This is a genomic window from Streptomyces sp. NBC_01520, from assembly GCF_045040375.1.
GTDB lineage: Bacteria > Actinomycetota > Actinomycetes > Streptomycetales > Streptomycetaceae > Streptomyces.
Genome location: NZ_CP109404.1, coordinates 3,616,680 through 3,637,042, shown reverse-complemented (window position 1 = coordinate 3,637,042; position 20,363 = coordinate 3,616,680). Strand labels below are relative to the sequence as shown.

At 72.7% G+C, this 20,363-nt stretch carries 17 protein-coding genes, 1 tRNA gene and 2 pseudogenes; 12 read left to right on the top strand and 8 right to left on the bottom strand.

The genetic code is table 11. From position 1 onward, the window contains the following. Positions 1-12 precede the first annotated feature (12 nt). Positions 13-86: transfer RNA gene (locus OG524_RS16385), tRNA-Thr, on the top strand. Between the two features lie 140 nt (positions 87-226). On the opposite strand, the gene OG524_RS16380 is transcribed toward OG524_RS16385, so the two are convergent. The 3 genes from OG524_RS16380 to OG524_RS16370 form a co-directional block, all read right to left on the bottom strand. Continuing rightward, complete coding sequence (locus OG524_RS16380; RefSeq protein WP_405810800.1) at positions 227-934, bottom strand: thioesterase II family protein; 708 nt, start codon at positions 932-934, stop codon at positions 227-229. A 139-nt stretch (positions 935-1,073) separates the two neighbouring features. Beyond that, on the bottom strand, positions 1,074-2,282 hold the full coding sequence (locus tag OG524_RS16375) for a beta-1,3-glucanase family protein (protein WP_405810798.1): 1,209 nt from the start codon (positions 2,280-2,282) through the stop codon (positions 1,074-1,076). Positions 2,283-2,339: 57 nt separating this feature from the next. Further along, positions 2,340-3,641 (bottom strand): family 16 glycosylhydrolase, encoded by a 1,302-nt coding sequence (locus OG524_RS16370; protein ID WP_405810796.1) that lies wholly within the window; start codon positions 3,639-3,641, stop codon positions 2,340-2,342. A gap of 276 nt (positions 3,642-3,917) precedes the next feature. Here OG524_RS16370 and OG524_RS16365 point away from each other — a divergent pair, with 276 nt between their 5' ends. From OG524_RS16365 to OG524_RS16350, 4 genes and pseudogenes are all read left to right on the top strand, one after another. Beyond that, on the top strand, positions 3,918-4,529 hold the full coding sequence (locus OG524_RS16365; RefSeq protein ID WP_405810794.1) for a hypothetical protein: 612 nt from the start codon (positions 3,918-3,920) through the stop codon (positions 4,527-4,529). A gap of 99 nt (positions 4,530-4,628) precedes the next feature. Continuing rightward, positions 4,629-5,477, top strand: a complete 849-nt coding sequence (locus tag OG524_RS16360; RefSeq protein WP_405393169.1) for a sulfurtransferase — start codon at positions 4,629-4,631, stop codon at positions 5,475-5,477. A gap of 124 nt (positions 5,478-5,601) precedes the next feature. Further along, positions 5,602-5,964: a hypothetical protein gene (locus tag OG524_RS16355; RefSeq protein WP_405810792.1), complete on the top strand. Its 363-nt coding sequence runs from the start codon at positions 5,602-5,604 to the stop codon at positions 5,962-5,964. A 113-nt stretch (positions 5,965-6,077) separates the two neighbouring features. Then, positions 6,078-6,619: pseudogene (locus OG524_RS16350) on the top strand (LuxR C-terminal-related transcriptional regulator); the annotation flags it as partial. A gap of 157 nt (positions 6,620-6,776) precedes the next feature. Here the strand turns inward: OG524_RS16350 and OG524_RS16345 are convergent. Further along, positions 6,777-7,457, bottom strand: a complete 681-nt coding sequence (locus OG524_RS16345) for a phosphotransferase (RefSeq protein ID WP_405390089.1) — start codon at positions 7,455-7,457, stop codon at positions 6,777-6,779. 37 nt (positions 7,458-7,494) lie between these two features. Further along, positions 7,495-8,546 (bottom strand): annotated as a pseudogene (locus OG524_RS16340) (DUF2804 domain-containing protein). Between the two features lie 278 nt (positions 8,547-8,824). Here OG524_RS16340 and OG524_RS16335 point away from each other — a divergent pair. Next, positions 8,825-10,186, top strand: a complete 1,362-nt coding sequence (locus tag OG524_RS16335; RefSeq protein ID WP_405810790.1) for an alpha-lytic protease prodomain-containing protein — start codon at positions 8,825-8,827, stop codon at positions 10,184-10,186. Between the two features lie 82 nt (positions 10,187-10,268). Continuing rightward, positions 10,269-11,144 (top strand): carbohydrate-binding protein, encoded by an 876-nt coding sequence (locus OG524_RS16330; RefSeq protein WP_405810788.1) that lies wholly within the window; start codon positions 10,269-10,271, stop codon positions 11,142-11,144. A 102-nt stretch (positions 11,145-11,246) separates the two neighbouring features. Here OG524_RS16330 and OG524_RS16325 read toward each other — a convergent pair whose 3' ends face one another. Further along, positions 11,247-12,953 carry a bifunctional 3'-5' exonuclease/DNA polymerase gene (locus OG524_RS16325; protein ID WP_405390093.1) on the bottom strand — a complete coding sequence of 569 codons (1,707 nt, stop codon included), beginning with the start codon at positions 12,951-12,953 and terminating at the stop codon, positions 11,247-11,249. Between the two features lie 183 nt (positions 12,954-13,136). Here OG524_RS16325 and OG524_RS16320 point away from each other — a divergent pair, with 183 nt between their 5' ends. From OG524_RS16320 to OG524_RS16310, 3 genes are read left to right on the top strand one after another with little or no spacing between them, the layout of a single operon-like run. Beyond that, positions 13,137-14,087 (top strand): NADP-dependent oxidoreductase, encoded by a 951-nt coding sequence (locus OG524_RS16320; protein WP_405390094.1) that lies wholly within the window; start codon positions 13,137-13,139, stop codon positions 14,085-14,087. A gap of 4 nt (positions 14,088-14,091) precedes the next feature. Next, positions 14,092-15,273 (top strand): DUF2786 domain-containing protein, encoded by a 1,182-nt coding sequence (locus OG524_RS16315; protein WP_405390095.1) that lies wholly within the window; start codon positions 14,092-14,094, stop codon positions 15,271-15,273. A gap of 56 nt (positions 15,274-15,329) precedes the next feature. After that, positions 15,330-17,426, top strand: coding sequence for an FUSC family protein (locus OG524_RS16310; protein ID WP_405810785.1), 2,097 nt, complete (start codon positions 15,330-15,332; stop codon positions 17,424-17,426). Between the two features lie 9 nt (positions 17,427-17,435). On the opposite strand, the gene OG524_RS16305 is transcribed toward OG524_RS16310, so the two are convergent. After that, the gene (locus OG524_RS16305; RefSeq protein WP_405390097.1) at positions 17,436-17,912 is read right to left on the bottom strand and encodes a hypothetical protein; all 477 of its coding nucleotides are present in this window, start codon (positions 17,910-17,912) and stop codon (positions 17,436-17,438) included. A gap of 273 nt (positions 17,913-18,185) precedes the next feature. On the opposite strand from OG524_RS16305, the gene OG524_RS16300 reads away from it, so the two are divergent. Further along, positions 18,186-18,428, top strand: coding sequence for a DUF397 domain-containing protein (locus OG524_RS16300; protein WP_405390098.1), 243 nt, complete (start codon positions 18,186-18,188; stop codon positions 18,426-18,428). 101 nt (positions 18,429-18,529) lie between these two features. Here the strand turns inward: OG524_RS16300 and OG524_RS16295 are convergent, their stop codons facing one another. Then, on the bottom strand, positions 18,530-19,114 hold the full coding sequence (locus OG524_RS16295) for an ATP-binding protein (RefSeq protein WP_405810783.1): 585 nt from the start codon (positions 19,112-19,114) through the stop codon (positions 18,530-18,532). Positions 19,115-19,453: 339 nt separating this feature from the next. On the opposite strand from OG524_RS16295, the gene OG524_RS16290 reads away from it, so the two are divergent. Further along, positions 19,454-20,335: a helix-turn-helix domain-containing protein gene (locus OG524_RS16290; RefSeq protein ID WP_405393171.1), complete on the top strand. Its 882-nt coding sequence runs from the start codon at positions 19,454-19,456 to the stop codon at positions 20,333-20,335. Positions 20,336-20,363: the final 28 nt, after the last annotated feature.

Here is a 20,363-nt window from a genome sequence, read left to right as displayed (position 1 = left end):
GACAGAGAGCGTGCCGCCTTAGCTCAGCTGGCCAGAGCAACGCACTCGTAATGCGTAGGTCTCGGGTTCGAATCCCGAAGGCGGCCCTGCAGAAGCCCCAGGACTCACTCGCCGTGACCTGGGGCTTTTGTTTGTTCTCAGACGGATCGACGCCCCTTCCAGGAGAGATTTCCGGCTCGCTCCGGATCCTCGCCGCCAGGAGTGCGCCGGCCCGCCGGTGCCGTGCTCAGCCGGCGGACGCCTCCCGGACGACCGCGTAGGGCGGGGCGGCGGCCAGATAGAAGTGGTTGCCGGGCAGCGACACCCTGCGGAACGGGCCCCGGGTCGACTCGCCCCAGGCGTCGGCCTGTGCCGCGGTGACCCTGGGGTCCGACGCCCCGACCAGTGCGGTGACGGGGCATCCCAGCGGTGCCCGGTCCCCGGCCGTGTAGGCGGAGAGCATCCGGAAGTCCGCCCTGATGTAGGGCATCACCAGTTCCATGAAATCCGGGTTGCGCAGCAGTTCCGCGTCCGTGCCGCCCAGTTCGACGAGATTGCGGGCGATGGATGCGTCGTCCCAACGGGCTGCCGCGGCGGCATCACCTCGCATCAGGTGCGGGGCCCGGGCGCCTGACGCGAACAGATGCGTCGCACCGAACCCGTCCTCCTCCAGTGCACAGGCGGTCTCGTACGCAACGATCGCGCCCATGCTGTGGCCGAAGAACGCCGTGGGCCGGCTCTCCACCAAGGGGCGGAGAGCCGCGGCGATCTGTCGTGCCATCGCTTTCAGATCGGTGGCCGGCGATTCGGATATGCGCTCGGCCCGCCCCGGGTAGCAGACCGCGTGGGGCTCGAACTCGTCGAGTTCCTCGCCCCATCCGCGGTAGAAGGAGGGTGAGCCCCCGGCGTGAGGGAAGTACACCAGCCGTTGCCCGGCGGAGGGCCGCGACTCCATGCACTGTGTCCAAACCATTCCGCCTCCAGGGCCGGTACCGGGCGCCCGCGCGTGCGCACTCCTGAGTGATCAACCCTACGCGGACAGCGGACCGGCACCTGGTGACCGGGGGAGCGCCGGGGCCCCCTCCCGCCGCCGGCTAGAAGGGCGTCAGTGTCAGCCGGGCGCCCGTCGGCGCGGTGTCCTGGATGTACGAGGCGAAGTCGGCCACGTCGTCGAAGGCGAAGCCGTACGCCTTGCCGTCCTGCGTGGCCGCGTGGATCGCCGCGGAGTAGTGGTTGGTGAGCGGCGAGGTCCGGTAGAAGGCGGCCGGGTCCGTCGTGGGCTGCGTGGGGTGGCTGATCAGCGTGGAACGGTTGAAGCCGGCGCCCAGGACGGCCGCGACGGGCCCGGTGGTGCCGTCGTTGGGTGCGGCCAGCCTGCCGTCGCAGAACAGCACGTCACGGGTGGACGGCCGGTCGAAGGAGACGGACGCCGGGCCGCCGAAGACGAACCGGTCGCCCCGCACCCGGCCGGTGAAGACGCCGGCGTTGGTGGTGACGGTCAGGTCCTTGCCCGTGTAGGTGCTCCACACCTCGTCGACGTACGCGGCGAAGTAGTCCTTGGCGAAGATGCCCGCGTCCAGGCCGTGGCCCGGGGCGATGATGCGCCGGTCGTCCACCACCAGCGGCGCGAACTCCGGGATCCGGCCGACGGCGGCGAAGGCCTGAGCGCGACCCCCGTCGCGCAGGGTGCCGGTGGTCTGGTCCCTGGCCCCGGTGACGCCGATGCTCATGGGGACGCTGAACATGTCGACCATGGTGGTGTTGCAGAACATTCCGGCGGCGTTGTACGTGAACTCGGCGCAGTCGTGCAGCACCGCGTAGTTGGGGTCGGAGGTCACCCAGCCCGCGGGGTACTGGAGGGCGGCGTTGCCGTTGCCGTCGGCCACGGCCTTGAACTTCAGTCTGTCGCCGAGCGCGACGTAGATGCGGCCGGACATGTACGGCAGGGAGAGCCGGGTCTCACCGCTGCCGGACAGGGCGATGGAGTAGTCGGTGAAGCCGTCCGCCCCGTTGTCGGACAGCGATATCGGGGCCAGGGTGCCCTCGGGGGTGAGGCGGACCTGCCGTCCGTCCTGGTTGCCCACGACGTAGACGTGGACCGAGGAGTTGGTGAAGGAACCGGAGTTGTTGACGATCGTCAGCGGGAGGGCGCCCGCGGCGGCCTTCGTGGCCCCGTCGGACGGGTCCTTCGACGCGAGGGCGTGCGGGGCGATCACGGCGACGGCGGGGACGGCCACGGCCGCTCCGGCGAGAGCGGTGAGCAGCTTGCGGCGGGAGAGGTGGCGCTGGTGACGAGGGGTCATGTGAGGGTTCACCTTCGTGGGGGAGCGTAGGGGAGCACGGGGACGGAGTGCGAGAGGTCAGCCGACGGTCCACTTCTGGTTGGCGGCCCCGGTGCACGTCCAGGTCTGGAGCCGGGTGCCGTCGGCCGAGGAGTTGCCTGTGGCGTCCAGGCACTTGTCCGCCCCGGTGTTGGTCAGGTCGAGGCCCGCGGTGTGGGTCCACTGCTGGGCCTTGGTGCCGTTGCAGGTGTAGAGCTGCACGACGGCTCCGGCGGCGGTCGAACCGCCCTGCACGTCGAGGCACTTGCCGAGGGCACGCACGGTGCCGTCGCTGTTCGGCGTCCACTTCTGGGCGTCGACGCCGTTGCAGTCGTGCAGCTGGATCGGGGTGCCGTCGGCGGTGGACGCTCCCGCGACGTCGACGCACATGCCGCCGATGCCCTTGATCGCACCGGTCCTGGAGCTCCCGCCGCCGGAGCCGCCGGAACCGCCCGAGCCGCCGGAGCTGTCGGACGCGGAGACCCGCACGTAGTCGACGGTCATCTTCTGCGGGAAGGAGGTGGATCCGTCGGGGCTGCCCGGCCAGTTACCGCCGACCGCCAGATTCAGGACGATGAAGAAGGGGTGGTCGAAGACCCACTTGTTGCCGTTCACATCGGCGGGCTCACGGGTCTGGTAGGTCTGGCCGTCCACCGACCAGGTGATCGCGTCGGGGCTCCAGTCGACCGCGAAGGTGTGGAAGTCGTCGGCGAAGGCCCTGCCGCCCGGCAGGGAGTAGGAGGCGCCGATGCCGCCGCCACCCGAGTACCCGGGGCCGTGGACGGTGCCGTGGACGGTGTTCGGCTCGTGACCGACGTTCTCCATGATGTCGATCTCGCCGCTGTCGGGCCAGCCGGCGCTGCCGAGGTCGTCGCCGAGCATCCAGAAGGCCGGCCAGATGCCCTGCCCGCGCGGGATCTTGATGCGGGCCTCGTAGCGGCCGTACGCCTGGGTGAAGGTCTTGGCGGTGTTCAGTCGTGCGGAGGTGTACCGGCAGGTTCCGTACCAGCACCGGAGGCCGGTGTCGGTGTTCTTCTGGGCGGTGATCACCAGATTTCCGTTGCCGTCCAGGGCGGCGTTACGGGTGCTGTCGGTGTAGTACTGCAGCTCGTTGTTGCCGTTGCCCGAACCCCCGGTCTCCAGGGTCCACTTCGAGGAGTCGGGCGCACTGCCCACGGCCCCGTCGAACTCGTCCGCCCAGGTCTGCGCGTCTGCGGCGGCGCCATTCGCCCGGGAGGTCGCGGGACCGGTCGTGGTGACCAGGAAAGCGGTGGCGAGCGCGGCGGTGAGCAGGAGGACGAGTCCGCCCAGTGACCATCTGCGTGCGCGGTGAGCGGCCATGGCTACGTACCTTGTCTGTGGGGAAGAGCAGGACGTGAAGCCGGCGGGGACGCGCGGAAGGACATGCGGGAGCGATTTCTGAGAGCGCTCTCGTCCTGCGGTGCACGCCCGCCGACGGAGCCCGATGCTATGCGGGCGAACCGGCGCGGCCAACTGTGGTTCCCACGATGAAAACGCTCTGACCTGCGGTGACTTGAGTCAACGTCCTGAGGTCCGGATCGCTTAAGCCGCCTTTAACTCGGGCTTAAGTCCGGGCACCCCGTCAGCCTCCTGCCGATGGGCTTCACCAACTTCGCACGCAAGGTCCGCGATCCGACCCTGCCGTACGGGCACCGGGTGGTCTCGCTCCGTTCCTGTGTCCAGCCGTACCGGCCGATCGGCTTCGAGGCGACGATGAGTTACCTCGCGCACAAGGCGGGCCCCTTCCGTGAGGACGAGGACGCACTCCTGCGTGCTCTGGGGGTGATCGAGGCGAGCCGGGCCGCGTGGCAGACGGAGTTGCGGGCGTACGCGGCGGAGCGCACGGAGGCGAAACGGCGAGGTTTCCGTACCCCCGGCGCACGCGCGCGTAATCCGAACAGCCCGGAGTGCTGGTACGGCGCCCGGCGCGAGGCGGCGCTGCACGCCGTGGGCCACTGGCGCGTACGGCTGCGGAGCGCCGGGCCCACCGACGGGCTGAGCCTCGCCGTGGACCTCTGTACCGCCGACTGCCTGGCGGCGGAGGGCGTGCGGGGGGAGCGGGAGCGGGCCCGTCTGGACGCCTGCGCCGAGGAGTTGGCGCGGCGCATGGAGCCGCCCGCCCACCGGGACGACGCGGCGGCGTACTTTCGCCATCGGGATCTGCGGCGTGCGGTGGGGCTGATACGCATGGTGGGTGCGGACCGATGACGGACGACCAGGGGGAGATGAGCGGACATGACCGAGGGTGCGGAACCGGCCGAGGGTGAGGGGACGGGACTGGCCGAAGGTGCGGGAACGGCCGTAGGCATGGGATCGGCCGAGGGTGTCGGGGACCTGCCGGGGCGGCTCGTCGGTGCCGACTGGCTCGCGGCGCGGATCGGGCGGCCGGGCCTCGTGGTCCTCGACGCCTCGGTGGGGGCGCATCGCGAAGCGGGGTGCCGGATCCCGGAGGCCCGTCGCTTCGACATCGACGGTGCGCTGTCCGACCATGCCGTGCCCCTTCCCCACACGATGCCCGGTGCCGCGCGGTTCGCCGAGGAGATGCGGGCCCTGGGGATCGACGAAGCGGACACCGTCGTCGTATACGACACTGCCGGGATCTACTCCGCCGCGCGTGCCTGGTGGATGCTGCGCGCGATGGGCTTCGACCGGGTCGCGGTGCTCGACGGAGGCCTGCCCGCCTGGACCGCGGCCGGGCTGCCGGTGGAGGACCGTGCGCCCGGCGGCGCCGGGCGCACCGGTGACTTCACCGCGCGCCCGCGCGCCGGGTGGCTGGTCGGCAGCGGTGCGGTGGCGGCGGCCCTCGCGGACCCGGGGGCGGCCGTACTCGATGCCCGTTCCCGCGAACGGTTCGCCGGTACGGGGACCGAGCCGCGTCCAGGACTGCGGGCCGGCCACATGCCGGGGGCGCTGAGTCTGCCGTTCGGCGAGATCCAGCGTCGTGGCCGGATGCTTCCGGCGGACGAACTCCGCTCCGTCTTCCGCGCGTTGGCCGGGGGGCGGGAGCGGCTCGTCGTCAGCTGCGGATCGGGCGTGACCGCCTGCGTCCTCGCCCTGGGCGCCGAACTCGCCGGATACCGCGACGTGTCCGTGTACGACGGTTCGTGGAGCGAGTGGGGCCTCCCGTCGGAACTGCCGGTCGTGACAGGCGCGTAGGGCTCTCCCGCAGGGAAATGAGTGCCGCGACCCGCACGCTCTGAGTATCCGCGCGCATGCCGGGGCGGGGCCGTCCGCCGCAAGGTGGAGGCACGTACTCCGCAGTACCGAAAGGCAGCCGCGCATGTTCCCGGCATCCCCCGCCCCGGCCCCGGCATCCCCCGCCCCACCCGTGGCGCGCCCCCGCCCCGTCCGCACCCGGATGGTTGTCCTGGTCGCCCTGATCTGGTGCGTTCCCGTCGTGGCCCTGGGCATGCTGGCGTTCCTGGTGCTGATGGTGGCGCTCTGGGGTGCGGCCTCCGGTGAGTCACCGGTGGCGTTCCTGCTGGGGGCGGCCGGGGCGGTCGCGGTCGGCGTCGCCGTCCTGGTCGCGCTGTACCGCGCCCCCTTCCTGCGCCGCATGACCCCGGCGGGCCGGATCGCCCTGCTCGGCGTGGCGGTGTGGCCGTTCCCGGTCGTCGCGCTGGCGTACGCCCTCAACGGCTGAGCGGGCGCCGGATCACTCGCGGGAGCCCGCCACCTCGACCGGCCTCGTGGGCAGGGCGGCCGCCGCGGGCAGCACGGCGGCGACCGGGGCGAGGACGGCGCTCGCGCCCAACCGCCGACGAGCTCACCGCGGCCGTGGCCGAGCACCGGCCGGACATCGTGGTGACGTACGTGCGGATGCCGCCCGGCTTGTCCGACGAAGGCCTCAGGGCCGCCGTCGCCCTGCGCGAGAGCCTGCCCGGACTGCCGGTGCTGGTCCTCAGCCAGTACGTACAGCGGCCTACGCCGAGGAGTTGCCCGACTCCTGCGACGGTACGGGCGTGGGCTATCTGCTGAAGGAACGTGTCGGGAAGGCCGAGGAGTTCGTCGACGCGCTCCAGCGGGTCGCCGACGGCGCGACCGTCGTCGACCCGGAGGTGATGCGCCAGCTGCTCAGGCACCGGCGCGACCCGCTGTCCCGGCTGACCGCGCGGGAGCAGGAGGTGCTGGCCCTGATGGCGGAGGGCCGGTCGAACGCCTCGGTCGCCGAGGCGCCGACTGTCAGTGAGGGCACCGTCAGCAAGCACTTCGGGTCGATCCTCACCAAGCTCGACCTCTCGCTGACCGACGCGACGAACCGCCGGGTCCTGGCCGTGCTGGCGTACCTCCGGGGATAGCGGACCACCGTTTCCCCGAAGGGGTTTCGGTCCGCAGGCGTACGCGCCCGGGGCGGTTCGGCGCCGGAGGGTGCCGGAAGGGTGCCGGCCCGCCGGCGTACCGGGAACGGAAGCCGGAAGGGCATCGGCCCGCCGGATACGCGCCCCCGAAGGGCGTTCACCCCGCCAGGTTCGCGACCAGCGCCGCCGCGTCGTCGAGCACCGCCGTCTCCCGTGCGGTCAGTCCGGGGTCCGCCGCGCGGCGGGCGGCGGCGAGGGCGAGGGCGTCGGCGGGGACCCCGCCGTCGGCGTCGAGGCAGGCCACCAGGTCGGCGAGAAGACCGTGGACCAGCTCGCCCTGGAAGGGGCCGGGGGCGAGCGCGACCTGGGCCAGGATCAGCGAGGACATGGCCCGGTCCAGTGCGGGAGGCCCCTCGGCCGTCGTGTGCCAGTCGATCACCACGGCCCCGCGCGCGGTCAGCATCACGTTCTCCGGGTGCAGGTCCAGATGCAGGATCCGGTCCGCCGGGTCCTGGGAGATGCGCGGCGGGATCGCGTGCAGCTCCCGCAGGAGCCGCGCCAGCAGGCCGGCGGCCTCCGCCCCGGTGAGCGTGCCGGCCATCAGTGCCTCGGACATGGTCGGCCCGTTCAGCCGCTGCATCACCAGGTCCGTCGGCAGCGCCTCACCGGCCGGCGGACCGATGCGCGGGACGGCGAATCCGGACGCGGCGAGGTACGAGATCACGGCGAGTTCCGTGGTGGCGTCGGTGCCGTGGCGGTAGCGGCGCAGGACCCAGGTGTCGTCGAGTGCGAACACATCGGCGGTGCGTCCCGAGCCCAGCAAAGGGCCTATGTGCATGAGGGGAAACCTACCCGGGCCTGCGCACGAGGGGGAGTCACCAGCGCATGTGGACATCCCCGGCCCAGCCCAGCAGCTGCTCCACGGCGCTCTCGGTGCCGTCGTCGGTGCGGATCCGGCCGTTGTAGTGGCCGAACCGCTGGTCGGTGCGGTTGGCGATCAGCCCGGCATCCGTGTGCGCGGACCGGTTGTGGAACGGGGCGGACGTAAGGTCCACCTGACCGGACACCGGCGCCCGCGCCGTCCAGGGGGCCAGCAGGTCGGAGGCGGACCAGCGCCGGTCCAGCTCCTCCCCGGTCTTGGTGAGCCCGCCGTCCATACGGAGGCAGTTCCCGGTGGACCTGGTGCCCTCCGTCCACCGCCCGCCGAACTGCGGGCCGACGGTGTGCCCGTCCGTACGCCCGGACGCGGCGCCCCAGTTCCAGTCGGCCGAGCGCGGCCGTGGTCCGCGGCCGTGGTCCAGGACGGCCCAGGTCCCGTCGTCGCCCCCGCCGAACGTCAGGAGCTGCTGATCCGGAACCGGCCCGCGGCGGGGAGCGCGGTGTGCTTGGAGGTGTACTGGAACCGCTGTTGGCTCCAGGGCGCGACCACGGACAGCGATTCGTGACGCTCCGGCCGCGCGACGAGGATGCCGGCCTCCAGCGGCAGCCGGTCCGGTGTCGGACAGCGGGCCCGCAGCCGGGTCCCGGCGTTCTCGTCCCGGATCTCGACACGGACCTTGCCGCCGGTCGGCCGCGCGGGGCCGACCGCCACGTCCTCGGAGCCCGGTGCCCCGGCGACGGTGTCCGGAAGGTGGACGCCAAGGCCCGCGGGGACGATCGAGGAGCACTCGAACTCGCGGCCCCCGGGCCCGTACTCCAGGACGTAGACGGTGTTCAGCGCCAGGAAGTCGAGGTCGCTCACGGTCAGCGCCACCAGATGGGTGGGCGTGGTCACGCACCAGTACTCCCACCGCTTCGTCCGGCCCCAGCCGCGCAGATTGGCGCGGTGCAGCGGTTTCCTGGACCAGCCGACCGCCGCCGGGTTCAGGGAGCCGTCGGGCAGACAGAGGCCGACGGGCTCGGTGATCTCGTGCTCGTGCGTCGGCATGGGCGGAGCCTGTAGCGGACGCCGGACCGTATCCGGACACCGCTCCGGCCCGCATCGGTGACCGTATCCGGACACCGCTCCGGCCCGCATAGGCGAAGGGCGCGGAGGAGGCGGGGGCCGTGCGCGGGGCTGCTCGGAGACACCCCATAACGCGACGGTATGGGGCGGACGGGATCTCCTCGGCCCGGGTGCGCGCGGCTACCTTTTCGGCAATTCCCCACCTCCTGCCGGGCTCCACACTCCTGGAGCCCAACACCCCTGAGAACAAGGAGAGTTACGTGGAGAGAACCATGCTCCGCAGACGCGCACTCGCCGCAGGTACCGCCGCCTTCGCGGTGGGCGCGCTCGCCCTCGCCGGGCTGACCGGCATCGCGTCGGCCGACCCGTCGGGCAGCGCGGTGCCGGCCGCCGCCGACCGGCTCTCGCCCGGGCTGATCGAGGCAATGCGGCGCGACCTCGGCCTCGACGCCGCCGAGGCGAAGACGCGCATAGCCAACGAGTACCGGGCGGCAGCCGTCTCCGCAGGGCTGGAGAAGTCCCTCGGCGCCGACTTCGCCGGAGCGAGGGTGAGCGGCGACACGGCCGTCCTCATCGTCGCCACCACCGACCGGGCCGATGCCGCCCGGATCACCGCCGCAGGGGCCCGGGCCGAGGTCGTCGACCACAGCCTGGACCGCCTCGACGCGGCCAAGGCCGCCCTGGACAGGGTGGCGCTGAAGGAGGCACCGCAGGACGTGCCCTCCTGGTACGTCGACGTGCGCACCAACCGCCTGGTCGTCAACGCCGCGCGCACCGCGTCGGCGGAAGCCTTCCTGACGGCCGCGGGGGTCTCCCGCGACCTGGTCCAGGTCAACCGCTCGGCCGAGCGGCCCCGCACCTACGCGGACCTGCGCGGCGGCGACGCGTACTACATGAACGGCTCGGGCCGCTGTTCCATCGGCTTCCCCGTGAAGCGCGGCACCCAGAACGGCTTCGTCACCGCCGGTCACTGCGGAACGCCCGGTGTGACCACCACCGGCGTCAACCAGCAGGCACAGGGCTCCTTCCAGGGCTCCACCTTCCCCGGCCGCGACTACGCCTGGGTCGCCACCAACGCCAACTGGACGCCCCGGGCCCTGGTGAACGGCTACGGCAACGGCGACGTGACCGTCACCGGCTCCACCCAGTCCGTGGTGGGCGCCTCGGTCTGCCGCTCCGGTTCCACGACCGGCTGGCACTGCGGCACGATCCAGCAGCACGGCACCAGCGTCACCTACCCGGAGGGCACCATCTCCGGCGTGACCCGCACCACCGTCTGCGCCGAACCGGGCGACTCCGGGGGCTCGTTCATCTCCGGCAGCCAGGCACAGGGGGTCACCTCGGGCGGCTCCGGCAACTGCTCCCAGGGCGGCACGACGTACTACCAGCCGGTCGACCCCGCGCTCCAGGCGTACGGCCTGACCCTGGTCACCAGCGGTACGCCGACCGACCCGCCGACCGACCCGCCGACCGACCCGGGCGGGACCTGGGCCGCCGGGACGACGTACGCCACCGGTGCCGTCGTGACGTACGGCGGCGCGAGCTACCGCTGCCTGCAGGGCCACCAGGCGCAGGCCGGCTGGCAGCCGCCGAACGTACCCGCGCTGTGGCAGCGGACCTGACGCCGCTCCCTGTCCCGCACCGGGGGAACCCGGCGTCCCGCTCGGAGGAACCGAGCACACCGAACACACCGAGGAATCAGCCATGACCGAGAGATCAGCCGTCCCCCCGGAAGGTTCCGACGGCACCTCCCCCGCCGGCTCCCGCGGCCGTCCGATCAGCCGGAAGAGCCTCCTCAGGGCGGCAGTCGCCGCGGGCGCCGTGCCCCTGGTCGCGGGCGGCGTCGCACTCGCCCGTGACACCGGCTCGGACGGCAGCCCTCTGGCGCTCACCCCGGCCTGCGACGACGGGGACGGGCCGACCCACGAGCAGATGGAGGGCCCGTACTTCAAGCCCGACTCGCCCCTGCGCACCAGCCTGGTGACGTCCGGTACCCCCGGCACCCCGCTCACGGTGAGCGGCTACGTCTTCGGCCGGGCCTGCAAGCCCCTGGCGGGAGTGCTCCTCGACTTCTGGCAGGCGGACGCCAACGGCGCGTACGACATGGCGGGGTTCGCCTTCCGCGGCCACCAGTTCACCGACCGGAACGGTGCCTTCACGCTGACCACGGTCGTGGCCGGCCTGTACCCCGGCCGCACCCGGCACATCCATGTGAAGGCCCAGGCGCCGGGTCAGCGCGTGCTGACCACCCAGCTGTACTTCCCGGGCGAGCCGCGCAACAACACCGACTCCCTCTACGATCCGGCGCTCCTGATGAACGTCCGTGCCGCGGGGTCCGGGCGGCAGGGCACCTTCGACTTCGTCCTCGACGTCGCACAGACGCCCGACCCCACCGATCCGCCGACCGATCCCACCGATCCGCCGACCGACCCGCCGGGCACCGGCTGGAAGGCCGGGACCTCCTACCGCGCGGGCGACCGCGTCACCTACGGAGGCGTCACCTACCGCTGCCTCCAGGCACACTCGGCCATCGCCGGGTGGGAACCGCCGCAGGTCCCCGCGCTGTGGGAACGCGGGTAGATGTGCGGCAGCGGCCCGGACCGGGACACCCTCCCGGTCCGGGCCTTCCGGCCGCGCCCGTACGCGGGCGCCCACGCGCCCCTTCACAGGGGCGAGCCGGTCCTACTTGGCGTCGGAGTACCGATCGACGACCACCGTGGTGAACGGGAAGCGCACCGGGGTCTCGCCGAACGCGATGCGCCCGGCCAGCTCCCCGGCCTCCCGGATCGCCTCCACCACCGCGGGGGCCTCGTCCGCCGGGCAGTGCACGATCACCTCGTCGTGCTGGAAGAACACCAGCTCGGCCCGCATCCCCCCGGCCGCGAGCCTCTGCCGCAGCGCCGCGAGGAGCAGCAGCGCCCAGTCGGCGGCGCTGCCCTGGACGACGAAATTGCGCGTGAAGCGGCCCCGCGCCCGGGTGTTCGACGAGGCGTACCCCGGCGTGAACCCGTACTCCCCGGAGCTCTCGGAGGGCAGCGGCTCCTCGCTCTCCTGCGGGATGCCCGCCTCCTCGTCCTCGCCCGCCCCGGCCGCGGGCGGGCTCGTCCGGCCCAGCCACGTACGCACGAGACGGCCTTCTTCGCCCGCCTTCGCCGCGTCGTCCACGTAGGCGACGGCGAGCGGGAACCGCCGCCGCAGTGCCGCCAGGTTCTTGAGGCCGTCCCCGGAGGTCTGCCCGTAGACCGCGCTCAGCAGGGCGAGCTTGGCGTGCTCACGGTCGCCCTGGAACGCCCGGTCGGACAGGGCCTTGTAGAGGTCGCCCTCATGACCGGCCACCTCCATCAGCCCCCGGTCGCGGGAGATCGCGGCCAGCACCCGCGGCTCCATCTGGTCGGCGTCCGCCACGACCAGCCGCCAGCCCTCGTCGGCGACGACCGCCCGCCGTATGACCTTGGGGATCTGCAGGGCGCCGCCGCCGTTGGTCGTCCAGCGCCCGCTGACCGTGCCACCCGGCTGGTACTCCGGGCGGAAACGGCCCTCGCGCACCCAGTCCTGGAGCCAGCCCCAGCCGTGGGCCGTCCAGATGCGGTACAGCTTCTTGTAGCGGATCAGCGGTTCCACCGCCGGGTGGTCGAGCCCTTCCAGCTCCCAGCGCCGCGTCGACTTCACCTTGATCCCGGCCTGCGCGAACGCCTTCACCACATCGGCGGGCAGATCGGGTCGCACACGCCTGCCGAAGGCCGCCGACACCTCGTCCGAGGCCTCGGCCAGCCTGCGCGGCTCACCGCCGCCCGCGTAGCGCTCGCCCAGGAGTTCACCCAGCACCTCGCGGTGCACATCGGCCCGCCAGGGGAGCCCGGACCTGTTCATCTCGGCGGCGACCAGCATCCCGGCGGACTCGGCGGCGGTGAGCAGCCGCATCCTGCCCGGGTGCTCGGCCGCGTCGTGCCGCCGCAGCTGCTCCGCGTAGACCTGGAGCAGCGCCTCGAACGGGACGTCCGTGCCGGCCCGTGGTTCGAAGAGGGAGGACTGGGAGCCCGGCTCCGCCGAACGGGGCGGCGGATCGGGCGGCACGGGGGCGTTGCACAGCCGGGCCCAGGCCGCGGCGGCGGAACGGGGCTCCCCGAGGCGTCCCTCGTGGCCGAGCAGCAGCAGCTCGGCGCACTCCATGTCGTAGCACCGCTCGACGCGCACGCCCGCCGCGAGCAGCCGGGGGTAGATCTCGGCGGTCGACCGCCAGACCCACCGGACCACGTCGGGGCGGGAGCGCACGGACTCGACGAGGTCGGGTTCGGCCAGGACGGGACCCGCGGGCAGGCCGTCGCGCTCCAGCGGCACCAGGAGTGCGCCCCCGGCCTCCGCGGAGGCCACAGCCCAGCGTTCGGTCATGGGCCGAGTCTGGCACCCGCCACTGACAGCGGACCCACACGCACCGCATCCCCGCCACCCATCGCGCACCGCCACCCGCCCTGGACCCGCTCGCCGCGCGGGCGCCCGTCGCAGCCGCGAGGATTCTCGCGGGACGCGTGGCGCGTACCGGAGGCGGGCGGGGCAGGCGCGGAGGAGACGGTGATGGAAGCGATCGTGTACGAGGAGTTCGGCGGCCCCGAGGTACTGCGCCTCACCCGGGTCGACGACGTCCACCCCGGCCCCGGGCAGATCCGGGTGGCGGTCAGGGCCGCCGGGGTCAACCCGGTCGATCACAAGATCCGCAACGGGTGGATGGAGGCGGCTTTCCCCACCCCGCTGCCCGCCACACCCGGCAGCGAGTTCGCCGGGGTGGTCGACGAGACGGGCGAGGGCGTCACCGGGCCGGCGGTCGGTGACGAGGTGCTCGGCCGGAGCGTCACCGGCGCGTACGCGGCCTACGTGCTGGCGGACGCGGACGCCGTCGCGCCCAGGCCGGAGGGCCTCGGCTGGGAGGAGGCCGCGGCCCTGCCGGTCGCGACGGCCACCGCCGCCCGGGTGCTGGACGAGCTCGCGGTGACCGCAGGCGACACCCTGCTGCTGCACGGGGCGGCCGGGGCGGTCGGCTCCGCCGCCGTCCAGCTGGCCACCGCCCGGGGCGCCACGGTCGTCGGGACGGCGTCACCGGCCAACCACGACTACCTCCGGGTGCTCGGCGCGGTCCCGGTGGCGTACGGGGAGGGGCTGGTGGAACGGGTACGCGCGGCGGCGCCGCAGGGCGTGGACGCGGTGTTCGACGCCGCGGGCAAGGGGGCGCTGGCCGACTCGGTCGAGCTGCGTGGCGGAACCGACCGCATCGTCACCATCGCCGACGCGGACGCACCGAAGTACGGCGTGGCCTTCTCGGCGGGCGGAGGCGCGCCCGTGGACGAGGGCCAACGGCTCGCGGAGTACGCGGCCATGGCCGCGGTCGGCGAGCTGCGGATCCCGGTCGCGCAGACGTTCGCGCTCCGGGACGCGGCGAGGGCCCAGGAACTGAGCGAGGCCGGACACGTACGCGGCAAGCTCGTGCTGGTCCCCGGGGAGCACCCGGACACCGGCCGCCGCCTACCCTGACCTGATGGAATCGGTGATCGACCAGGCGTGCGCGGCGGCCCTCTACGCGGACGGCGACGCGGGCCTCGACGCCGGTGCCTCCCTCCTCGCCGCCGACCCGTCGGCCGACGAGGAGCTGCACCGGCGCGGCGAGGAGTTCGTCCGGCGCGCCTGGTCGCGGGGCTGGCAGCCCGCCGACCTCGTACGGATCGTCCGGCGCGAGCTGGACGGTACGGGGGCCGCCCTCGTCGCCGCGCTGATCACCGCGGAGACCGCGCGGTACGGGCAGCTCCCGCCGCGCTGGGCCGGCCAGCTCGCGGTCCTGCCCGCGCCGGAGCCGCGCAACCGGCCCGACCGCTTCACGTACGCCTCCGCGGTCCTGGAGCTGTACCGCCTGCTGCTGCGGCTCCCGGTGATCGAACCGGTCGGCCCGCCGCCCGGCACGGCGGCCGACGGCCCGTACCTCCCGCCCGCCCACGGTGAACCCCGCATGCTCACCCGGATCAGGGCCCTGCTCGCCAAGGCGGAGGCGACCGGTTTCCCGGAGGAGGCGGAGGCCCTGACCACGAAGGCGCAGGAGCTGATGGCCCGGCACAGCATCGACGAGGCCCTGCTCGCCGCCCGTACGCACGGCGGCGGTGCGGCTCCGGGTGCCTGCCGGATCGGTGTCGACGCCCCGTACGAGAGCGCGAAGGCGATCCTGCTCGACTCGGTCGCCTCGGCGAACCGCTGCCGGGCCGTGTGGAACAGCGATCTCGGCTTCACCACGGTCGTCGGCTTCGAGCCGGACCTGGAGGCCGTGGAACTGCTCTTCACCTCCCTCCTGGTACAGGGCACCGCCGCGATGACGAAGGCGGAGGCGGGCCAGCGGGCCGCCGGACGCAAGCGGACCAAGACCTTCCGGCAGTCCTTCCTGATGGCGTACGCCCAGCGCCTCGGCAGCCGGCTCGCGGCGGACACGGCCCGGGTCACCGCGGCCGCCGACACCGGCGGCCGCGCCGGGGGCGACGGCGAGGTCCCCGCACAGGGACTGTTGCCGGTGCTCGCGGCGCGGGACGTCGCCGTCACCGACGCGGCCGAGCGGATGTTCCCGCGGACCACCACCAGCCGGGTGCGCGGGGCGACGGACGCCGAGGGCTGGAACCACGGCACGGCGGCGGCGGACCGCGCCAGGATGGGCGGCAGCGGGCCCGGAATAACCCGATAGCGGAGTGAGAGTGGCATAAGTCGGGCTCGTGGAGGAATACGGTTAGGCTCGCCCCCATGAGCTGGTTCCGGGCGCTGAAGGGGACCGCCCGCTCGGGTCTGCGTATCGAGCGACAGCGTCTCGAACCGCTGGTCGCCCTGCGCGGTGCCGCGGGCCTCGCCCTCGTCGTCGGGCTGTCCCTCGCCCTCTTCGGCCCGGTGATCGCGGCCAGTTCCGCCTTCGGGGCCCACCAGGCGGCCATCGCCACCTTCGAGCGCAGCTGGCGCCCCCGGCCCGTGCTCGCGCTGATCTCGGGCAGCACCCTGGCCGTGTCCACGTTCGTCGGCTACATCAGCATCACCCAGCCCGTCGTGTTCCTGGCCCTGCTGGCGCTCTGGACCTTCGTCGCCGGGCTGACCTGGGCGGCGGGCCCCACGGCCGGCATCCTCGCGGGATCGAACGTCGCCATCATGCTGGTCACGATCACCCTCCCCGGCTCCGTCGCCGACGCCGCCGCGCACGCCGCGATGATGGCGTTCGGCGGACTGGTCCAGGCGACCCTGATCGTGCTCTTCCCGGTACGCAGATGGGGCGCCCAGCGCGACGCGCTCGCCGACGCCCTGGCCGCCGAGGCCGACTACGCGCGCCGGCTGCGCCACGACCCGGTCGCCCCCTTCGACCCCGTGCCGCTGATGACCGCCCGCAGCGCCGCCGCCGTCACCCCCCGCGAGGCGCGCCGGCTCCCCGTCGAACTGCACGGCGCCCGAGGCGTCGCCGAACGGCTGCGCCCGGTCCTCGCCTCCCTGGCCGACCCGGCGCTGGGAGTGCCCGGTGACGGGCTGGAGCGGGTCTGGGTACGCGAACTGCTCGGCGCCGCCGGATCCGTACTGGACGCGGCGGCCCACGCGGTCCGGCACGGGGAACCCGTCCACCTCGCCGCCACCGACCTGGGGGTCCTGGGCACCCCCGACAACGAGGTGATCCTGGCCGGACCCCCGCGCCGCGCCGCGGACCGGCTCGCCGCGCTGCTCGAGGACGTCATCGAGATCGCCGAGGGTGCCGGTACCCGCGAACCGGCGGGGCACGACGCGGACACCCGGCGCCGCCCCAGCCTGCTGCGGCTCGTCCCGGGGGCGCTCGCGGCGATGCGACGCGAGCTGCGCAGGGAGTCGCCGGTCCTGCGGCACGCGATCAGGCTCTCGGCGGTCGCCACCGTCGGCTTCCCGCTGGGCGCCGCACTGCCCTTCGGCCACGGCTACTGGGCTCCGATGGCCGCCGTGATGGCGATGCGCCCGGACTTCTCGCAGACCTACTCCCGGTCCGTGGCCCGGTTCGGCGGCACGGTCGTCGGGGTGGCCCTCGCCACCGGCCTCGTGCAGGCGGTCGAGCCGGACGTGACGTTCGCCGCCGTCCTCGCGGTGACCTGCGCCGGGCTGATGTACCTGCTGATGCGCACCGGATACGCGGTCAGCCAGGCCTGCGTCTCCGCCTACGTCGTCTTCCTGCTCGGCATGGCGGGCGAGGACTGGTCGCAGACCGTCCTGGAACGGGTCGTCCTCACGCTCACCGGAGGCCTGCTCGCGATGATCGCGTACGCCGTCTACCCGGCCTGGGAGACCCCGAGGCTGCGGAACCGGCTCGCCCGCTGGCTGGTCACGGACGCGCGGTACGCGGCGACCGTCCTCGACGGGTACGCCGACCCGGCGGGCAGGAGCAACGCCGATGTGCGGAACGCCCTCCTCGCCACCCGGGAGGCGCGCGTGGCCTGGCAGGAGGCGCTGGCGACCGCCCAGCACGAACCCGTACGGCACCGCGGCATCTCCCGGGCCGCCGCGGACGAGGCGCAGCACGCCCTCTCCCAGTTCGGCCGGGTCGCGATGCTCCTGGAGGCCCACCTGCCGGCCGGCACGGCCACCCCGGTGCCGGGTGCGGCGGAGCTGGCCGGCACGTTGCGGAGGGTCACCGAACAGGGCGCCAAGGCGGTGCGGGAGCGTCGCGTGCCCGACTGGGAGCCGGTGCGCGAGGTCCTCGCGGGCTGGGACACCCCCGAAGGCCGTCCGGAGGCGGTGCCGCCGCCCGCCGCCTTCGTACGCAGCGGGGCGGCCATGCTGCTCGACGCGCTGGAGGAGTTCGCGCGGAGCCTGGACGGTCCCAGGGGCAAACGCCGGGTCTGACGCGGCGCGTCAGGGGGCGGGGATCTCCGGCAGCCCGGCCGGCAGCTTGCCGGGACCGGTCCTGGCCAGGGTGTCCTCGGCTCCGCCGTCCCACGAGACGACGAGCTTCTTGCCGTCGTTGGACCCGATGGCCCCCATGGTGCGGTCGGTGTTCCCGTCGGCGCAGGTCAGCGCGAGCATCACCTCGCCCATGTCCTTCACGTCGCCCTGGCAGACATGCTGGTCGGCGACGAGCGCCACCTTGCCCGAAGAGATGGACAGGACGACCGCCCGGCCGTCGGTGGCCCCTGTCCAGGTGCCGTCCAGCGCCGCCGCGTCCACGCCGGCGGACCCGCTGTCCGCGTCCCCGCCGGGCACCGCGCTCTGCCCGGCACCGGAGCCCGCCGCCGGTTCTTTGCCCGAGTCGTCGTCGCTGCCGCAGGCGGTCAGTGCGAGCGCGGCGACGAGCCCTGCTACGGCGGCGCCGGAGCGTACGAACCTGTCCATGTGGAGTTCCCCCCTAGGAGAGTCACGGCCGAAAGCCCGCGACAAGCTACCAGGGGCGAAGGGAGCGGCTCCGGGAATCGGGAGCCAATTCGGTGCCCCGTTCGTCTCACTCCCAGGGACGGTCCGGGTGCGGAGAGGCGCACGGATCGAGGGGGAAATCTGTAATCGCACGCACACCCCGCGTGCACGTGCATCTGCTCATGCATTGGCATATGAACACAGCTATGATCCGAGCTAGTTGACACTTGCACCTTGCAACTCGGGGAGCGTCCTGTGCACCACGTGTACAACGGCATGGCGGCCACAGAGCTTCGCGGAGTCGTCTGGCAGAAGAGCAGACACAGTAACTCCCAGGGGTCCTGTGTGGAGTTCGCGAAACTGCCCGGAGGGAATGTGGCGATGCGGAACTCGCGGTATCCCGACGGGCCCGCCCTCGTCTATACGCCGGCCGAGATAGAGGCGTTGCTGCTGGGCGTCAAGGACGGGGAGTTCGACCACCTGGCCACGGGCGGCTGACCGTACGTCCGCCGCCCACCCGGGCATGCCGCAGCGGCTCGGCCCGGCAGCAAGCCCCCGTTCCGCGGGGTGTCCCTGACGTTCCCGCAGGGTGTCCGGTCCTACAGTGCGTCCGGGAACGCTTCCGCCGCCGCGGTGTCCGCCAACTGCCGCTCCCGGGATGCGCCGTCCGTCGCGCCGAGGTCCAGGCCGGTCTTGTCCGACAGCCGGAACAGCGCCCAGACCACCTTGCCGCGCCGCGCACCGCCCGCGTGCACGTCCCCGGCGAGCACGGGGGACGGGTGCCACCCCCAGGAGTCGCTGAACGACTCCACCAGGAACAGCCCACGGCCCGACTCGGCCGAATCGGGGGCCTCGCCCGCCACCGGGCTCTCCTCGCTGGGGTCGCGCACGGCGCAGACCAGCCGGGAGGTCCAGCGCATCAGGTGCAGCCGTACGGCCGGGTCCTGCCGCTCGCGCGGATGATCGGCGGGCAGCGCGTGCCGTAGCGCGTTGGTGACCAGCTCGGACACGACCAGTGCGACATCGTCGAACCGGTCGCACAGGTCCCAGGAGGTCAGCGTCGTCCGCGTGAACCTGCGCGCACCGCCCACCGCTTCGAAGCGGGCCGGCAACGTGCAGGAGGCCGAACCCGAGACCGCCGAGGGGTCGATGGGTGGAAGCCCTTGCCGTAACGGCTCGAGCATCGTGGATCCATTCGTCCCCATGCGAGGCACTCCCGGGATTCGCGGCTGTAGCGGCACTGCTGGTAGCGGCACTGCGGGGTACGGCGGCACAACACGAACGTGAACGCAGGTGCGCGAGGACCATGGTTCCGAATGCGCACGGCAGATGCAAGGGCAGATGCACGTGCACGTGCCGGACCTGCCCGGTAGCGTGCCGGTTCTTGCTCTTTTCTTCCGGTACCAAGTTTCGGAGCTTTCTGGAAGTCTTGCCATTTCCGTAATCGAATGAGTACGGGCTGAAGCGTTTTGGTGGCAGAATCCGGCTCCGGGGTGCGGGGGGACCCGGATGTACGGGAAGCGATGGGGAGGGTCGGACCAGTGTCGGCAGGCGAGTCGAGTGGATCTGTGGTGCGGCGCATCCTGCTGGGCTCACAGCTCAGGCGGCTGCGTGAGTCGCGCGGCATCACCCGTGAGGCGGCCGGCTACTCCATCCGCGCCTCCGAATCGAAGATCAGCCGCATGGAGTTGGGACGGGTGAGCTTCAAGGCCAGGGACGTCGAGGACCTGCTCACGCTGTACGGAGTCGCGGACGAGGCGGAGCGGGACTCGCTCCTGGGCCTGGCCCGCGAGGCCAACGTGGCGGGCTGGTGGCACAGTTACGGCGATGTGCTGCCCGGCTGGTTCCAGACGTATATCGGTCTGGAGGGAGCGGCATCGCTCATCCGGATCTACGAAGTCCAGTTCGTCCACGGCCTCCTGCAGACCGAGGCCTACGCCCACGCGGTCGTGTCGCGCGGTATGCGCGGTGCCCCCGCGGCCGAGATCGACCGCAGGGTCGCCCTGCGACTGGCACGCCAGAAGGCGCTCGTCTCCGAACGCGCCCCCCGATTCCACGCCGTCCTCGACGAGGCCGCGCTGCGCCGTCCGTACGGCGATCGCGAAGTGATGCGTGCGCAGTTGCGGCATCTGATCGACATGTCGGAACAGCCGAACATCACGCTCCAGGTGATGCCTTTCAGTTTCGGCGGCCATGCCGGGGAGAGCGGGGCATTCACGATGCTGCGATTCCCGGAATCCGATCTGTCGGACATTGTCTATTTGGAGCAGCTGACAAGTGCGCTCTATCTGGACAAGGCGGAGGAAGTCGCCCAGTACGAAAAGGCCATGGTCCGTCTTCACGAGGACAGCCCCGGGCCCGAAGAGAGCCGGGATCTTCTTCGCGGTCTCCTCCAGCTCACCTGATTCGCCAGTACGATGACGTACCGACAGG

What these genes read in the sequence shown, in the direction of transcription:
- OG524_RS16380 (WP_405810800.1), bottom strand. Translation starts at nt 934, where the DNA reads ATGGAGTCGCGGCCCTCCGCCGGGCAACGGCTGGTGTACTTCCCTCAC.
- OG524_RS16375 (WP_405810798.1), bottom strand. Translation starts at nt 2,282, where the DNA reads ATGACCCCTCGTCACCAGCGCCACCTCTCCCGCCGCAAGCTGCTCACC.
- OG524_RS16370 (WP_405810796.1), bottom strand. Translation starts at nt 3,641, where the DNA reads ATGGCCGCTCACCGCGCACGCAGATGGTCACTGGGCGGACTCGTCCTC.
- OG524_RS16365 (WP_405810794.1), top strand. Translation starts at nt 3,918, where the DNA reads ATGGGCTTCACCAACTTCGCACGCAAGGTCCGCGATCCGACCCTGCCG.
- OG524_RS16360 (WP_405393169.1), top strand. Translation starts at nt 4,629, where the DNA reads ATGGGATCGGCCGAGGGTGTCGGGGACCTGCCGGGGCGGCTCGTCGGT.
- OG524_RS16355 (WP_405810792.1), top strand. Translation starts at nt 5,602, where the DNA reads ATGTTCCCGGCATCCCCCGCCCCGGCCCCGGCATCCCCCGCCCCACCC.
- OG524_RS16345 (WP_405390089.1), bottom strand. Translation starts at nt 7,457, where the DNA reads ATGCACATAGGCCCTTTGCTGGGCTCGGGACGCACCGCCGATGTGTTC.
- OG524_RS16330 (WP_405810788.1), top strand. Translation starts at nt 10,269, where the DNA reads ATGACCGAGAGATCAGCCGTCCCCCCGGAAGGTTCCGACGGCACCTCC.
- OG524_RS16325 (WP_405390093.1), bottom strand. Translation starts at nt 12,953, where the DNA reads ATGACCGAACGCTGGGCTGTGGCCTCCGCGGAGGCCGGGGGCGCACTC.
- OG524_RS16320 (WP_405390094.1), top strand. Translation starts at nt 13,137, where the DNA reads ATGGAAGCGATCGTGTACGAGGAGTTCGGCGGCCCCGAGGTACTGCGC.
- OG524_RS16315 (WP_405390095.1), top strand. Translation starts at nt 14,092, where the DNA reads ATGGAATCGGTGATCGACCAGGCGTGCGCGGCGGCCCTCTACGCGGAC.
- OG524_RS16310 (WP_405810785.1), top strand. Translation starts at nt 15,330, where the DNA reads ATGAGCTGGTTCCGGGCGCTGAAGGGGACCGCCCGCTCGGGTCTGCGT.
- OG524_RS16305 (WP_405390097.1), bottom strand. Translation starts at nt 17,912, where the DNA reads ATGGACAGGTTCGTACGCTCCGGCGCCGCCGTAGCAGGGCTCGTCGCC.
- OG524_RS16295 (WP_405810783.1), bottom strand. Translation starts at nt 19,114, where the DNA reads ATGCTCGAGCCGTTACGGCAAGGGCTTCCACCCATCGACCCCTCGGCG.
- OG524_RS16290 (WP_405393171.1), top strand. Translation starts at nt 19,454, where the DNA reads ATGGGGAGGGTCGGACCAGTGTCGGCAGGCGAGTCGAGTGGATCTGTG.